Genomic DNA, 16726 nt, shown 5'->3' with positions numbered 1-16726 from the left:
ATATTATTATACAAATAAGGAGCTTTACTATTTGTATAGTATTTCCTTTATTTGCATATATATTCCTATATTATCTTATAAGCTTAACTTTTTTTAACAATTTATATAATTTATCACCTTTTGGCATAGTCAAAATCTCTTCTTTTTTAATTCCACCTATTCCAAGTATAACTACTACATATACAATTCCACCAACACATATTGCAATTATTGTAGATATACTATTTCCCAAGAATCCAACTAAAGCTCCATAACTCAATTTAACCATTATAAACATTGTCAAAACTGTTATAAATGGCTTTATTATAAATTCTTTTTTAGGGAAGCTTACATTCATATGCTTTTTAACGTATAACAAGTTAATCATAGCTGCAACAAAGTATGCTGTAACTGTACCAAATGCAGAGCCTAATACATTAATATCTGGTATTCCTGTTAAAGTATAACTTATCACAATCTTACATAACATACCAGCACATAAGGCAATTACAGGTACTATTGGTTTTCCCATACCTTGAATTATACCAGTTAATGTTTGTATTAATCCTAAAAATAATACACATGGAGTAAGAGTAAATAAAATAGTTCCTACAGAAGATGGTTCATGTGGAAACAAAAGACCCATTATTGGTATTGCTAAAGAAGCCATACCAAACGCACAAGGTAATACTATAAGTAGAGTTACCTTAACTGCACTCTTAGTATCTTTTCTAGCTTTTGTCTTGTTTCCTAATGCATATGCTTTAGAAATTGCTGGAACTAAACTCATACTCATTGCAGTTGTTATAACTGCTGGTAAATTTATTGTGGCCATTGCCATACCTGTTAACTGACCAAACATTGAGTTCGCTACTTTGTATGTATAGCCTGCTTCCATAAGTCTTCTTATCACGATAACATTATCTATCATATTCACAAGTGGCATTACTGATGCTCCTATTGTTATAGGAATAGCAACAGTTAAAAGCTTTTTAAAAATATAAGAAACTCTCTCATCTTTAAATCTTTGACTTGCATCTATCTCTGCTCTACGCTCTTTTCTCCCTAGCATATAAGCAAACATCAAATAAACCATAGATGCTACTGAACCTATTGTAGCTCCTGATATAGCACCAGCCGCCCCAAAAGTTTGACCTAGACTTTTCATAAGTAAATAAGCCAAAGTAAGACCTAATACAACTCTAAAAAATTGCTCTGCAACTTGAGACACAGCAATCTTAGTCATATCCTGTCTCCCTTGAAAATATCCTCTATATGCAGACATTGCAGGAACAAATAATAATGCTGGAGCAATAGCTTTCATAGAGTATAATGCACCTGGATTTTTCATTACGTTTGTTACTATGTAGTCAGCACCAAAAAATAATATACAAAATGATATTATTCCAGTAATAAATAAAACTGTATGTGATACTTTAAATATCTTATTTGCACCTTTAAAATTTCCAACAGCAACTTTTTCTGAAACCAACTTTGCCACAGCTGTTGGGAATCCAGCAGTAGCTAATGTTAAAAATAGAGTATACACAGGATAAGCAGCCTGATAGTATCCCATTCCTTCTGAACCAATCATGTTACCAAGAGGAATTCTAAAAAATCCTCCCATTATCTTTACGATTACACCCGCTAGTCCAAGTATAAGGGCTCCTTTTAAAAAAGAGTCTTTATTTTTGTTATTGTTCATAACATAACCTCCATACTGTTTATATAACAAACTTTAATATACCATATTTTTAATGCTATATTCAATATTTTACACAAAAACTTCAAAAGACCTTCATTTAAAAGGTCTTTATGATAAAATTATTGAACTTGTTTTCCTAAAAAGTTAGCAGCTATTTTTAAAGATTTTTCTTCACTCTCTGCAATTGTATCTTTATCTTTTGAAACAACTACAATTGAACCTATACAGTCTCCAGATGCACTAATTATAGGCATTATAACTTGACTAGTGTATTCTTTTTGGTCTTCTTTAAATAAAGGTAAAATATTTTTATCTTTTGAATATTTTACTGTTCTTTCACTTATTATTGCTTCTAACTCATCACTTATACTTTTGTCTTTATAATCTTTTTTAGGAAGTTTAGATACAGCTATTATAGAATCTAAGTCTGTTATCAATACACCATATCCTAGTACTTCAGCTAATGTTTCAGCATATTCTTGAGAGAATTCATTTAATTCCCCTATTGGAGAGTATTTTTTAAGTATGACTTCTCCATCTTTTGCTGTGAATATCTCTAAAGGGTCTCCTTCTCTAATTCTTAATGTCTTTCTTATCTCTTTTGGTATAACTACCCTTCCAAGATCATCTATTCTTCTAACTATGCCTGTTGCTTTCATATTTTTTAATCCCTCCATAAATTACTTTAAGTTTATTTTTACCATTGTTAAGAAAAATATACAAAAAAAGCTATATCTTATCTAGATATAGCTTTTTTAAGCATATTACTCTTTTTTTAGTTTTTAGATTGTGATTTTATCTATTACTTTTTCATCTTTTTCTACTTTAGCTTCTTTAGTTAATTTTTCTATTTGCTCTTGATACTTATTTTTTAATAATTGGTCTTTTATAGTTTCTTTTGCATCTTCAAATGAAGTTTGCTCATTTACTCTATCTGTTACTTTAATTATATGATATCCATATTGAGTTTCAACTAAATTAGATACTTCACCCTTTTTCATAGAAAAAGCAGCTTCTTCAAACTCAGCAACCATTTGACCTCTTGAGAAGAAACCTAATTTACCACCATCACTTGCTGTAGAGTCTTGTGAATATTTTTTTGCTACTTTGGCAAAATCTTCACCTGATTTAACTTCTTTAAGAGCTTCTTCAGCCTTTTTCTTAGCTTCTGCTTTTTTATCATCTGAAAGTGGTTTGTTATTATCATCTACTGTTTTCAATAAAATATGAGAAGCTTCTACTTCATCTTTTTTAAATTCATCTTTATGTGAATCATAATATTTTTTCAGTTCTTCATCTGATATCTTAGTCTTTTTAGTAAAACTACTTTGATAATTTTGCATAGCTAAATCTTTCTCTTGTTGGTCTCTTAAAAATTCGTCATCTATTCCTAGTTTTTTAAGTTGTTCTTTATATTTTTCGTCTTTGCTCATAGCATCTTTTAAATCTTTAAAACTTTTCTCAACATCTTCTTTTTTAGGAAGTAAGTTATCTTTTTTAGCTTGAGAATATATTACTTCTGTAGTTATAAGTTGGTCAAGAATTAAATCCTTAAACTTGTCCTTATATTTTACACCTTTTTCAACTTCCTTATCCCATATATCTTTTCCATAAGTTTGTTCCATAGAATCTTTATAAAGAGCTATAGTCTTTTTAAATTCATCTGATGATATCTTTGACCCTTCAACTGTCGCCACAGTTTCTCCTTTACTAGAACTACAGGCAGTCATAGATACTACCAAAATCATAGCTATTACCAACGTTATTACTTTTTTCAAATTTAAAACATCCCTTCTTAAATTTACAAGTTATTTTGCCTTGCACATTTTTTCTAATAATTCTTCTAATTCTGTAACTATATTATAACCTATTTTCTGTTTAGTTCTATACTTTGTTATTGGAACTAATAATATTTCATCTTTTAATTGTCTTATTTTTTCTATTTTCAATATTTTACACAATGATTTTATATAAGCTATTGTAAGTAATGTCTGAACTGGTTTAGGTATATCAGAGAATCTGTCCTCAAGTTCTTCTTGTATATCCAGCATATCCTCTTTGTTTTCAATAGAAGCAATTTTTTTGTACATTTCAATTTTAATCAATTCATCTTTTATATAATTATCTGGAATGTATGCATTTACGCTTAAGTCTATTTCAACATCAATTTCTTCAACAATAGGCTCACCTTTAACCTTTTTAATTGCATCATTAAGCATTTTAACATACAAATCATAACCTATAACCGCCATATGACCATGTTGTTGAGAACCTAAAATATTTCCAGCTCCTCTTATTTCAAGGTCTCTCATTGCTATTTTAAAACCTGAACCAAACTCTGTAAACTCTCTGACAGCTTTTAATCGTTTCTCAGCTATTTCACTCAGAGTTTTGTCTTTTTCATATAAGAGATATGCATATCCTTGTCTTGAGCTTCTGCCTACCCTACCTCTTAATTGGTAAAGTTGAGCTAATCCCATTTTATCTGCATCATATATAATCATTGTATTTGCATTGGATATGTCCATACCTGTTTCGATTATTGTAGTACAAACTAGTACATCATAATCTTTATTTAAAAATCCTAGGATTATATTTTCTAATGATTTAGAAGTCATTCTTCCATGTGCAACAGCTACTCTAGCATCTGGTACGAGCTTTTGAATCATGCTTGCCATCTCTTCAATATGCTCAACTCTATTGTATACGAAAAATACCTGTCCACCTCTACTTAATTCTCTCTCTATTTCATCTTGAATTACACTTTCCTTACTCTCTGTAACATATGTTATTACAGGATGTCTTTCTTGTGGAGGTTCTTCTATAACACTCATATCTCTTATTCCACTTAGAGACATATGTAAGGTTCTTGGTATAGGAGTTGCTGAAAGTGTAAGTACATCTACTGTAGATTTAATTTTCTTTAAAGCTTCCTTATGTTTTACCCCAAATCTTTGCTCCTCATCAATAACTACAAGACCTAAGTTTGGTAAATTTATATCTTTTGATATTATTCTATGTGTCCCAATCAAAATATCTACTAATCCTTTTTTAGCATCTTCAATAATTTGTTTTTGTTGTTTTGGAGTTTTAAATCTGCTTAAAACTTCAACTCTTAAAGGATAATTTTCAAATCTTTCTTTAAATGTATTATAATGCTGTTGAGCTAATATGGTTGTTGGAACTAGCACAGCAACTTGCTTTTGGTCCATACAAGCTTTGAAAATACTTCTAATAGCTACCTCTGTTTTTCCATAACCAACATCTCCACATACAAGTCTGTCCATTACCTTACTTGATTCCATATCTTTTTTAGTTTCTTCTATTGCTTTTAATTGGTCTTCTGTTTCTTGATATGGAAACAACGATTCAAACTCTGCCTGCCAAGGTGTATCTTTTGAGAACTTATATCCTTGTATTTTTTCACGTTTTGCATAAAGTTCAATTAAATCCTTTGTCATGTCCTCAATTTCTTTTTTGACTTTTGCTTTTGCCTTTGTCCATTCATTGGTTCCAAGCTTATTTAACTTAACTTTTTCTACCTCTGCACCGATATATTTCTGTACTTTATCCATCTGGTCTATTGGTACATATAGATTATCTCCACCTTGATAAACTATTTTCATGTAATCTTTTTTAATAGCATTGACTGTAATCTGTTCAATCCCTGTGTATCTACCTACACCACTATTTTCATGTACTACATAATCACCAACACTTAAATCTAAAAAGGATTCGATTTTTTTCCCTTTTTTAGCTTTTTTATTACTCGCTTTAGATGCTCTTTTATAAACGCCTATCATTTCATTATCTGTTATAACAGCAAACTTTATGGATTTATACTGGAAACCGCTGTTTATATGTGCAGGTACAATTATAATTTGAGAGGATTTAATTTCAAGGTCTCTATCTTTAGAAACAGTTGTTTCTAAGCCTTTATCCAACAAATCTTTACTCAACTTAGTTGCTCTTTCCAATGTATTTGTTGCTAAAATTATTTTGTATCCATTGTATTTCAGACGATTTAATTCTTCAATTAGCAAATCTACTTTTCCATTGAATGTAGGAACTTCTCTACTTTCAAAGTTGATTATAGATTTTATAGAAAAATTATTTATAGACTTTGGCAATAGTGAGTTTAAAACTACAGACTTGTCTTTTACTAGATATTCTAAGTCTGTATAATGATATAATAATTTTCCTTGGTTTTTAATAGCCAAGCCTCTTTCAAGATTAAGTTTATAATTTTCTCTAAACTCATTTATATAATTTTCACATCTCTCTTTAAGTCTTGTTATATCATTTATAAATACTATTGCATCATCTGCTAGATAAGTAAATATACTTTTGTTTTCTTCTGGATAAATATAATCTATATAGTTTTCTACTCCTTCAAAATAAGTCTTGCTTGATATATAGTCTATATTTTGAAATGTACCTTCATCAGTAATCTTAGTTGTTTCTTTTTTTAGTTTAACTAATGCATCTGTAGTTTTCTCTGGATAAATAAATTCTCTGGATGGGGTAATAGAAAACTGTTGTAATTTATCAATTGATTTTTGCGAATATACGTCAAAAGTTCGTATGGAATCTATCTCATCATCAAATAATTCCATACGAATTGGATTTGTATATTCAAGTGAAAATACATCTATAATTCCACCTCTTATACTAAATTGACCAAACCCCTCTATTTTTGAAACTCTTTCATATCCTAATGAAACTAGTTTTTCAGTTAATTTTTCTAAATCTAAGCTGTCTCCCACCTTATAATGAGATACACTATCAAGTAAAACTTGTTTTGGTATGTATTTTCTTAAAACCGCTTCAATAGAAGTTACTAAGATTATTTTTTCTTTATTTGCCAGTTTTAATAATACCTTTAATTTTTTTGCCTCTTCGTTTCTGTCCTTTGCATCTAAGTGATAAAAATAAATATCTTGAAAGCCTAAATATTCAACTTTATCTTCAATATAAAAACTTAAATCTTCATATACTTTCTTAGCTTCTAAATCACTACTAGTTATAAAAATCATTTGTCGTGATAAATCATTAAATATAGAATAAGATATATGAGGTTTTTGTACTGGTAAAAGTCCATTAACTAATAATGAACCTTTTGTATTTTTTATACAGTTTATTATATCTTTATACTCTTTTGAATTTTGCAAAGGATATAAAAAAACATCATTCATTTAAATCTCCCTCTCACTATCCATTGTATTTGTTCATAGACATATCTATATTTTCTCTTATTATTGAGTCAATAGCACATGCTGCTTTTTCTAGTGCTTCATTTATATTATCAGATTCTTCTTTTCTAAATCTAGAAAGCACAAAGTCGGCTAAATCTTGCCCAATTGCTGGCTTAGATACACCTACTCTTACTCTTGGAAAATCATTTGAACCTAGGCATTTAGTTATAGACTTCATACCATTATGTGTTCCCCCACTTCCCTTTTTTCTTATACGTATTTTTCCAACCTCTAAGTCTATATCATCGTATACTACTACTATATTACTTAAATCAACCTTATAATATTTATATATATCTATTAATGTTTCTCCACTTAAATTCATATAAGTTTGTGGTTTTACTAATAATACTTTTTCAGTACCTACTCTACCTTCACCAATTAAAGCTTTATGCTTTATTTTAGTGACACTAATGTTGTATTCTTTTGCAAGAATATCTATAACATCAAATCCAACGTTATGTCTAGTCTTCTCATATTTCTTTCCTGGATTACCTAACCCTACTACTACGTACATTTCTTACCTCCTGTTATATAAATTTGTATAACAAACTATAATAAAAATCAAATATATTATACTCTGTAAATATTATTATAATTGTTGATAAGGAAATAAAAGGTGTAAAAGGAATCTGCCTTTTTATGCTTATACCTTTAAATATTTTAGGTATGTATAAAACAACAAAAAACAAAAACGCTAAAATAAATGATAAAACTATCACATAAAAACCATAATTATTTCCCAATGCAAAGCAACATAAGCTATAGAGACCTACATCTCCATAGCCTAATCCTTTTGTTAATTTAGCAATAATATAAGGTATAACAAAGCCTATTGCTAGTCCAATTATATGATTTATATAGTCAAACTTAACAATATTGCAAAATACCAAAAAAATTATACCTTGAACTATTATACCACTAACTATTGTTATATCATATACATATATTGTGTAGTAATCTATAATGGATATAATTATTAGAAATGGAATTAATACCATATATTGTACACATTCTACACTAATTCCAAACTTTAGATATATTAATACAGATAAGACTACAGTTATTATGTAAATAAAAAACATATTATATAGATTTTTCTTTCCTCTAGCACAAAAAATATCTAGAGATTTATTTATCAAATGCGCAAAAAATAAGGAAATTATTATTATATACTCCATAGTCTATAGCACGTTAGTAATAGGGTTAATAATAATATTGTCCTTATTGAATACTTTAATTCATTTTTATAAAAATTAAAACTTGATTAAGTTTAACTATTTTCTACATAATCATAGAAAAATAAAGTTCAAGTAACTGTTTCCCACATAAGATTGTTATTAATGCTCCAATTGATATAAATGGACCATAAGGTATAACAGAATTGTATTTCTTTCTCTTTATCTTACTTAAGATTATCACACAAATTCCATATACTGCACCTACATAAACGCTTAGTAGGGCAGTCAAAAGACCATTTTTAACACCCATATAAAGACCTATCATTGCAAATAGTTTAATATCTCCTCCACCCATACACTCTTTTTTTACTATAAATTCAATAAGAAGCACAATAAGCCAAACGCTTCCTCCACAGATAAAAGCTCCTATAATGGAATTCTTAATTGGTATTTCTTTAAAAATGAGATTAAAAATTATAGCAAATATAGCTCCAAAAATCAGTATTCTATCTGGTATTATAAAGTGGTCAATATCTATAAATGTTATTATAATCAGTAAAGACACAAGAACTAAATAATAAATGGTTGTTGTAGATATTCCATATATCATAAACACTGTTAAAAATAAAATTCCTGTAATTAATTCTACTAGAGCATATCTACTAGAGATTTTCTCACAACAATATCTACATTTTCTACCACTTATTAAATAGCTTAGTACTGGTATCAAGTCTATAGGCTTTAATCTAGTGTTACAACTCATACAATGGGATGGAGGTCTAGAAATAGATATACCTTCTGGAATCCTAAAAATGCAAACATTAAAGAAACTTCCAAATACTAGTCCAACTATAAATACGTATAAATTAACGATTATAATGTCCATTATAATTTACTCCACCTATCATCCTTGTCATAAACTCTTGGTCAGTACATCTACTAAGTGCCATATCTTTTGTAATCTTTCCGTTTTTATAAAGTTCCATTAAATCTTGGTCCATAGTCTTCATACCTGCTTTAACCCCAGTCTGTATCATGTTTGGAATCTGATATGTTTTTCCTTCTCTTATTAAGTTTTTTATTGCTGGAGTAGCAAACATCAATTCAATAGCAGCTATTCTACCTTTTCCATCAGCTGTAGGAAGTAATTGTTGTGACACTACCCCTTCACAAACTGTAGATAACTGAGTCTTTATTTGTTGCTGTTGAGATGGTTGGAACATATCAACTATTCTATCTATTGTCTTAGCTGCTCCAACTGTATGTAGTGTTGAAAATACCAAATGCCCTGTTTCTGCTGCTGTTAATGCTATTGACACAGTCTCAGGGTCTCTCATCTCTCCTATTAGTATTACATCTGGGTCTTGACGCAAGATAGCTCTAAGAGCTGAGTGAAAACTTTCTGTATCAGTTCCTACTTCTCTTTGATTTACCAAGCTTTGTTTATGATGATGTACATATTCTATTGGGTCCTCAAGTGTAATTATATGTTTTTGCTGTGTTTCATTTATTATATTTATCATACTTGCAAGTGTTGTACTTTTACCACTTCCTGTTGGACCTGTAACTAAAACTAATCCTTTATGCCTTTCAGTAAATGACCTTATATTTTCTGGAAGACCTAATTTCTCAAAAGTTGGTATCTCTGCTGTTATAGTTCTTATTGCTATTGCGTAATCGCCTTTTTGTCTATATGAGTTTACCCTAAATCTTTCACCTGTTTTTAGAGAAGCTGAAAAATCAGCTTCTCCATGTTCTTCTATTACTTTAAACATAGATTCCCCTGCTATGTCTTTTGCCATTTGCATTGTTATTTCTGGTGTAAGTATCTGCTCACTTAGCTTTACAAATCCACCTTTTACTCTAGCTACAGGATTCGTTCCAACCGTTATGTGTATGTCTGATGCGTTCAGTCTTATACCTTGCTCCAATAAATCATAAATATACATAATATTTAATCTCCATATCTTTTATTAGTTTACTTATTTTTTAGTAATAAATATACAAAGTTAATTTATTACTTATTCGTTTATACTAAGTTGTATTTTTGTGTTTAGTTTACCTTTTTGTATGAACTTATGTCATGGCTAATTGAAATTTTGTCTTTTATATCATAATTATCTAATATATTTGAATCTACATTTATATTAAATTTAACTTTAGCCTCAACTTCATATTTTGAATTTGAGTTTTCTTCAACACCTAATCCGAGAATTTTTTCTTGTCCTTCTTTAATTTCTACCTCTTTTATTCCGTCTTCATCCCCAGTTACTATTAAACTCAATTCTGACCCTGAGCCATTTTCTTTTAATTCTGGCCAACCTTCTTTTGTCATATCATAGTCAGCTTTGTAAAAAGGTATTTTTATAGTAGTGTCTTCTGTTTTATCAACTTCTTGAGGTTTTAATTCTTTCAGTCTGCACTTTATTTCTGCTAAAAGATCATTTTGTATATAATTGAAGTTTGTTATCAAAGCCATATTGTCATATCTAACTGGTATCTTCTCATAAGACATACTTTTTAACTGATTGCATTGTTCTGATATCTCATATAATAAATCTTTATATTCTAAAAAAGCTTCTGCCGTATTTTTATTACCATTAGATATATTATCACTTAACTGTTCAAATTTTCTTACATTATTTCTCAAATGAACTCTTAAGGAATTAAATCCTTCAGTTTGATTTGGTAAATCTTTCAATAATACTTCTAATTTCTCCCATGTATCCTTCCAATTATATTTCTTACTATTCATTATAGAACTTTGTATTAAGTCATAATATTGTTGAGAATTTGGAATTCCATCAGATACGTCTACTTTTGGGTCATCAATATGAAATGTATGTCTATACTCAATCATATTTTGCATTGCCAAGGAAATATTATCTAGTGCTTTATAAGTGTATGAAAATGTAGGATTTAATTGTTCTTTTTCAACTTTACCTTCATCTAAGAACATTTTTAAAATAATATCATTATTTATTAACTTTGTTTCAGTAATCGTAGTTGAATTTATATCTCCATCCAAAACACTTTCACTTATTTTATTTATATCTCCAGAAGTATAATTCTTCAAGATTGCTAATATAGAATCTCTATGTGATAGAATATTTATATTTACTTCTTCAAAATCTCTATCATCAAGTATATTTAAATCCTGTAATTTTTTTAACTCTATACTAGCTTTTTCTAAATCTGAAGAAGCCTTACTTAAATAAGACTTTACATTATTCATATAACCTAATCTTTCTTCTGGAAGATTTTCATCATCTTGATTATTAATATCTGTCTCTGATATATTCCTTAATGTTGACCTAGATATAGATTTTTCTTTATTTTCATTTTTAAACTCATTATCTATTTTTTCAAGCTCATCATATAATTTTGTATATGTTTTATCAATACTATTTTCCACACATGTTTCTGCCAAATACTTTGCTTGTATACCCTCATTAGTAGTCTTTGTAGATTTTATTCTATTAGCTATCTGATTTGAAAATGTCAATCCCACAATAGAAAGCAATGCCACCACTACCAAAACTAAAACTAAAGCTGCCCCTCTTTCACTTTTAGATTTATTCCACTTCCTCAAAATCTCACCCCCAAGTAAAATTATTTATCTTTAAATATTTCAGTTACAATTTTAACTTCTTTTTTACTTGAATAGTCATTCATACTTTTTCCAATTGCAATTATTTTATATATTTGACCATTTTTATCTTCTACAGTAATCTTTATCTTATTTGCAATACTTTCTTTGTCAATTAAATCTCCATTTTTATCTTTTATAGTTGTAATCTTTTCGTATGGAGTATCATATAGACTCACATCATCCTTACTAAGTACTTTATCATACACTACTTTTTTTGACTTATCTATTAGTTTTTCATACACAACATTCCCATCTTCTTGTTTATCTAAACTATCAAAATCAAATTCTCCACTCTTTATTTTTCCCCTCAGATTTTCTATTTCACTTTGAACATAGTTTAAGGAACTTATATCTGTGTCATTTTTAGTATTAGCTTTGTTATTAGTATTGATAATGTTAAAAAATGCAAATAGTATAATTCCCATAATAGCCAGGGCTACCAGCACTTCAATTAAGGAAAATCCTTTTTCATTACTCTTTTTACCCATATTTTATCAACCTACTTATTTTTAAATAAATTCTTATTACCCAATTCTAGACATAACATCAAATGTATAAGTCTTATTGTTTAAATCACTGTCTTTCTGACTTTCTTGTGTTGATTCATTATAGTATATACTTACAGTATAAATAGATTTATCAGTTTGCTTCTCTATTTTAAATGGTGTTTCCTTCATTTCTTTATTATTTTGAACTAGTGGTTGATTAGAGATTATTTCTTCTCTAACTGCATTATCAGCATCAGAAGTATTTTCTTGAATTCTCGTTACAGAATATACTCCTGTATTATTTTTGGTTTCTATAGAAACTTCATACCTTACAATATTATCTGGTGTCTCTATATTATATTCATAATTATCACCTGAGCTAGCTTTGGTTACCTCTTTACAGTTTTCTAAATCCCTATTTAGATACTTATTAATCAAATTAACATTTACTTGAGCATCTGTAATGATTTGTTGTTTCTTTACTGCTAATGTTATACCATTAAACACTTTATAAGAAATACTTAAAACTATAGTCAATATAAATACAGCTACGATTATTTCTAATAAGGTAAGACCTTTTTCATTATTTTTGTACAAGTTTATCACCTATCTTTAAAGCCCATTTAGCTTTATTTTGCACTAGACTTAAATGGATTATATTTTCCTGGTCTCCATGAAGATGGATTATCTGTATCAAGTATCATAGTAGTATTATCCTTAGTGTACATTATAAATTTGAATGTAGCATCCACTACACCTTCTGCTTCTGGAGCTACAACTTCTTTTTGTATTTCTTTCTCTGTAGCTGCTCTAAGTACACAAGTATTACATAGATAACTAGTAGACCTATCTAAAAGCTTATCATTTTTTAGAATTTCTCCTTCTTTTATCAATGGACAATCATTATATAAGTGCCATCTATCTTCGCCTTCTACCCAATATATTTTTGTATCTTTATTTATGTTCACATTTTTAATTAAATCCTTACTAGTTGTCGTTTCTTTTTCTTCTTTTTCTGGCTCTATATATGAAGTCATTGTATAATCTAATATCTGAGTAACATTTTTTTGTTCTTCTAAGTAAGCCATTAATTTCTTGACGTTTCTATAATCACCTCTGACACTTATTGTTGTTGATATACCATAAAAATGTTCATATTCTCTAACGTTTCCAACATCGTAACTAGTTAAGTCTATATTGTATGCTTTCATTTTTTTGTCTAGACCTATTAAAAAAAGACCGTCTTGCATATCATATAAAAGGTTTTTACTTTTTTCTTTAAGTTCACTTTCAATTTCCTTAAGTTGTTTTTCATATTTTGGCATAAGAGCTGTTTTCTCTTTATACGTATTTAATTTTTCTGTAGATTGTTTTACAGAATTTTTTGTAGCAACATATTTTTGGTATTGAGGATAAAGTCCAAAGTAGCCATATGATAAAATAGCTAATAAAATTATGACTTTTATAAGAATTCCTTTTAGAGTAACCTCCACTTTGAATATGTCTTTTATATCTTTTTTAAATATATCTTTATTCATTAGTTAATACACCTTCTTTCAGGTATAATGTCATGTTAAATGTATAATTAGAATCTTCTTCATTATTTTTTATGCTATGTAATTTAACATCCTCAAAATAATACAATCCCTTTAGTTTATATAAAAATTGACCTACATAAGAAGAATCTTTAGCATTTCCTTCTATGTTTATGATATTTGGTATCTTGTCATATAATGGTGTCTTATCATCCTTCTCTGTATCTGTATCATTAGTTTCACTATCCCCAGTTAATGCTTCTGATATATTTGTAGTCTTCTCTTCACTTAAATCACTACTAGTTTTATTTCCATCACTATTGCTTTTTGTGTTTGATTTTGTTTCATTATTACTTGATTTATTTGTAGTAGCTTTATCATTATTTGAGTTTTCAGTTTTATTAGTAGTTCCAAGATTTTGGTAAGTAGTTGATAAACTTGTTAGCTCAACTCTACTTGGAGTATTTTTATCTATATCATCCAATAAATTTTCCCACTTCACCTTTTTCCCAATTAACATATCATATACTTTTATTTCTTCAGTTTTGCTTTGTATCATCTTTTCTATATTTCCAATCTGATAATATGCAGATTCAATACTTCTTATTTCATCATTAACATTTTCAAGCTCTTTATTAGCTAAGCTATTTGAAAAAATCAAACATAAATATGGAATAGCAAGAACTAAAATAACTATTGGTGCTATTTTTAGTATGTTTTTCACTTGCTTGGCTTTCATCTGTTTTTTGAGTATATCCATTGGTAAAAAATTTATATTTTCAAAATCCTTTTTACCTTTAGGTTCTATCATACTTCCTAGAAGCTCTACAATTGAATTTATATCATCTTCGTCTATATCTCCAGTTATCATATCAGATATATCCATTATTTCAGTAAGACCTTGAGAAACATAATTTGAAAATGCAGAACTAAAAGCCTCATAAATCAATTTATTTGAATATCTTTTTCCTAATATTAATATGGTATCTGTAACCTTACCAAAGTTTCTTGACGAATAGTAATTCATAAGACCTTTTGATTCTTCTACTACATTTAATAATTGCATTTCCATATCTTTTGCAGTTATTCTTATCGGTATATTATCACTAATAAATAAAGTATCTTTCTTATATATATTTATAATTGTACTATTGTCACTTATGTTAGTTACCATTATATCGTTGTAATCCAAATTTTTAAGAATTCTTAAATAAGCTGTTGATAATGTGTCTATTCTATCCAATATTAAATCGAACTCATGCATTATCTCTACAATTGCATTTATTTCTTCCTTTTTTATAGCTCCAATGATAAGATTTAGACTTGACTCCTCACCAGTTGAACTATCTGATGTTTCACTAGATACTTCATATGAAAACACATATTCATCTGATTCCAAAGCCATCATCTCATCCATTTCTAGCTTCATAAATCCATCTAAATCCTTTTTATCCATCTTAGGGAGTTTTTGGGGTTTTAGAATTACATCTCTTGTATTTAAACAAAAAACTACATGTCTTGATTTTAACTTAATATTTTCTAATGCGTATCTCAATAGAGCATACTTTTCCTTAGAAAAATCTTGTGCAATATCCTCTATTGAAAACGCATTAAAATTTTTTATATAAAACTTATCTTTATCATGTTTATATCTGCCCTCAACTATGGAAATAGAATCGCCATAATATGATACATAAACCTTGTTCATTTGTCCTTTCCCTCCTACATAGCATCATATATACTAAGCATTGGCATAAATATTGATACAACCAGTACCGCAACTATAATACCAACTGCAATTATTAAAACAGGTTCTATCATTGATGCCATCCTATTTAAATAAATTTCGGATTCATACTCATAGAATTCGGCCATCTGTCTGCTTATATTCTCTAACTCCCCTGTCTGCTCTCCTATAGCTATCATCTGCACTAATACAGAATCAAAATAGGTATATCTCTCTAAGTTTTCTGCTAAGCCCTCACCTCTTGTTATTCCATCTTTAGCTGATGACAAAATCTTTTCTGCCATGGTATTATTTACACTATCTATAATATAATCAAGTCCCTGAACTAATGGGTACCCTGTTGATACAAATAGATACAATGCTCTTGAAAAACGTGTAGCTACCATACAGTTTATTCCTTTTCCTAAAATAGGTATCTTATTTATGACTCTATCTTTATGTGCTCTACCAATTGGTGTTTTTAAATATTTCTTAAATTGGTAAATGGACAGTATAATAGCTAGAAGTACTATTATCCAAAACTTCTTCATAAACATACCAAACCCCATAACAATTCTTGTTATAAGGGGAAGGGTTGCACCTACTGTTGTAATTGAATTAACCATCTTAGGCACCATAAATGCTGTAAATATAAAAATCATTATAAATGAAGAAATTAAAACTATTAGTGGATATGTTGCTGCATTTCTAAGCTTTTGCTTAATTCTATGTTCACTTGAGTAAAATGAAGCCATACTTTTTAATACTTCATCTAATTTACCTGTGGCCTCACCTGTAGCTACCATAGCTCCAAGTAATTTTGGAAACTTTGATTTTGATGAAAGCATTGAATCTGCAATAGTAGAACCTATTTTTATTTCTGCCACTATACGATTAATTTCTTCTCTCAAGGTAACATTAGTTGACCTTCTGGCTAATGTTTCTAGTCCTGAAATACTATTTATACCTGAAGATACTATAATAGCAAACTGTCTACAAAAGTGGCTTATCTGGTCAGCTCCTAAGTCTTTTTTTCTCTTTCTACTAAAGACATTTATATTTTTACTTTTACTTTCTTTAATTTCGAGAACTCTAAGATTTCTTTTTCTAAGTAGATTTCTAGCTTCATTAAAATCATTAGCTTCAATCACATCAGTTTGCTTTTTTCCATCCTCTTTTATCACTGTATACTTAAAACTTTTCAT

The 16726-nt window shown here is 28.7% G+C and carries 14 protein-coding genes; all 14 read right to left on the bottom strand.

Going from position 1 to position 16726, the window contains the following annotated elements; genetic code table 11:
* Positions 1–70: 70 nt before the first annotated feature.
* Positions 71–1684, bottom strand: coding sequence for a polysaccharide biosynthesis protein (locus tag Q3223_RS14865; RefSeq protein WP_054271935.1), 1614 nt, complete (start codon positions 1682–1684; stop codon positions 71–73).
* Positions 1685–1803: 119 nt separating this feature from the next.
* Positions 1804–2343, bottom strand: coding sequence for a stage V sporulation protein T (spoVT, locus tag Q3223_RS14860; RefSeq protein WP_054271936.1), 540 nt, complete (start codon positions 2341–2343; stop codon positions 1804–1806).
* 123 nt (positions 2344–2466) lie between these two features.
* The gene (locus Q3223_RS14855) at positions 2467–3462 is read right to left on the bottom strand and encodes a peptidylprolyl isomerase (protein WP_407812144.1); all 996 of its coding nucleotides are present in this window, start codon (positions 3460–3462) and stop codon (positions 2467–2469) included.
* Positions 3463–3492: 30 nt separating this feature from the next.
* Entirely contained in the window at positions 3493–6879 is a 3387-nt protein-coding gene (mfd, locus tag Q3223_RS14850) for a transcription-repair coupling factor (protein ID WP_054271938.1), read from the bottom strand.
* Between the two features lie 16 nt (positions 6880–6895).
* The gene (gene pth, locus Q3223_RS14845) at positions 6896–7456 is read right to left on the bottom strand and encodes an aminoacyl-tRNA hydrolase (RefSeq protein WP_021386404.1); all 561 of its coding nucleotides are present in this window, start codon (positions 7454–7456) and stop codon (positions 6896–6898) included.
* A gap of 13 nt (positions 7457–7469) precedes the next feature.
* Positions 7470–8120 carry a prepilin peptidase gene (locus tag Q3223_RS14840; protein WP_054277743.1) on the bottom strand — a complete coding sequence of 217 codons (651 nt, stop codon included), beginning with the start codon at positions 8118–8120 and terminating at the stop codon, positions 7470–7472.
* A 103-nt stretch (positions 8121–8223) separates the two neighbouring features.
* Positions 8224–9006, bottom strand: a complete 783-nt coding sequence (locus Q3223_RS14835) for an A24 family peptidase (protein ID WP_054271940.1) — start codon at positions 9004–9006, stop codon at positions 8224–8226.
* Entirely contained in the window at positions 8987–10069 is a 1083-nt protein-coding gene (locus tag Q3223_RS14830; RefSeq protein ID WP_054271941.1) for a type IV pilus twitching motility protein PilT, read from the bottom strand. The genes Q3223_RS14835 and Q3223_RS14830 overlap by 20 nt, the downstream gene beginning before the upstream one ends.
* A 104-nt stretch (positions 10070–10173) precedes the next feature.
* Positions 10174–11712, bottom strand: a complete 1539-nt coding sequence (locus Q3223_RS14825; protein WP_167639864.1) for a hypothetical protein — start codon at positions 11710–11712, stop codon at positions 10174–10176.
* A gap of 20 nt (positions 11713–11732) precedes the next feature.
* Positions 11733–12260 (bottom strand): prepilin-type N-terminal cleavage/methylation domain-containing protein, encoded by a 528-nt coding sequence (locus Q3223_RS14820; protein WP_167639863.1) that lies wholly within the window; start codon positions 12258–12260, stop codon positions 11733–11735.
* Positions 12261–12296: 36 nt separating this feature from the next.
* A complete protein-coding gene (locus tag Q3223_RS14815; RefSeq protein WP_079740440.1) occupies positions 12297–12866 on the bottom strand; it encodes a prepilin-type N-terminal cleavage/methylation domain-containing protein in 570 nt (189 codons plus the stop codon).
* Between the two features lie 23 nt (positions 12867–12889).
* Complete coding sequence (pilO, locus tag Q3223_RS14810; protein WP_054271945.1) at positions 12890–13798, bottom strand: type 4a pilus biogenesis protein PilO; 909 nt, start codon at positions 13796–13798, stop codon at positions 12890–12892.
* A complete protein-coding gene (locus Q3223_RS14805) occupies positions 13791–15503 on the bottom strand; it encodes a PilN domain-containing protein (protein WP_054277748.1) in 1713 nt (570 codons plus the stop codon). The genes pilO and Q3223_RS14805 overlap by 8 nt, the downstream gene beginning before the upstream one ends.
* Before the next feature lie 14 nt (positions 15504–15517).
* Entirely contained in the window at positions 15518–16726 is a 1209-nt protein-coding gene (locus Q3223_RS14800) for a type II secretion system F family protein (RefSeq protein ID WP_219673898.1), read from the bottom strand.

Origin of the sequence: Clostridioides sp. GD02367 (genome assembly GCF_045900275.1) — a bacterium.
Taxonomy (GTDB): domain Bacteria; phylum Bacillota; class Clostridia; order Peptostreptococcales; family Peptostreptococcaceae; genus Clostridioides; species Clostridioides difficile_A.
Note: the sequence above shows the minus strand (reverse complement) of the source record. Positions and strands in the feature narration are given on the sequence as shown.

What these genes read in the sequence shown, in the direction of transcription:
- spoVT (WP_054271936.1), bottom strand. Translation starts at nt 2,343, where the DNA reads ATGAAAGCAACAGGCATAGTTAGAAGAATAGATGATCTTGGAAGGGTA.
- pth (WP_021386404.1), bottom strand. Translation starts at nt 7,456, where the DNA reads ATGTACGTAGTAGTAGGGTTAGGTAATCCAGGAAAGAAATATGAGAAG.
- Q3223_RS14805 (WP_054277748.1), bottom strand. Translation starts at nt 15,503, where the DNA reads ATGAACAAGGTTTATGTATCATATTATGGCGATTCTATTTCCATAGTT.
- Q3223_RS14840 (WP_054277743.1), bottom strand. Translation starts at nt 8,120, where the DNA reads ATGGAGTATATAATAATAATTTCCTTATTTTTTGCGCATTTGATAAAT.
- pilO (WP_054271945.1), bottom strand. Translation starts at nt 13,798, where the DNA reads ATGAATAAAGATATATTTAAAAAAGATATAAAAGACATATTCAAAGTG.
- Q3223_RS14865 (WP_054271935.1), bottom strand. Translation starts at nt 1,684, where the DNA reads ATGAACAATAACAAAAATAAAGACTCTTTTTTAAAAGGAGCCCTTATA.
- mfd (WP_054271938.1), bottom strand. Translation starts at nt 6,879, where the DNA reads ATGAATGATGTTTTTTTATATCCTTTGCAAAATTCAAAAGAGTATAAA.
- Q3223_RS14800 (WP_219673898.1), bottom strand. Translation starts at nt 16,726, where the DNA reads ATGAAAAGTTTTAAGTATACAGTGATAAAAGAGGATGGAAAAAAGCAA.
- Q3223_RS14835 (WP_054271940.1), bottom strand. Translation starts at nt 9,006, where the DNA reads ATGGACATTATAATCGTTAATTTATACGTATTTATAGTTGGACTAGTA.
- Q3223_RS14820 (WP_167639863.1), bottom strand. Translation starts at nt 12,260, where the DNA reads ATGGGTAAAAAGAGTAATGAAAAAGGATTTTCCTTAATTGAAGTGCTG.
- Q3223_RS14830 (WP_054271941.1), bottom strand. Translation starts at nt 10,069, where the DNA reads ATGTATATTTATGATTTATTGGAGCAAGGTATAAGACTGAACGCATCA.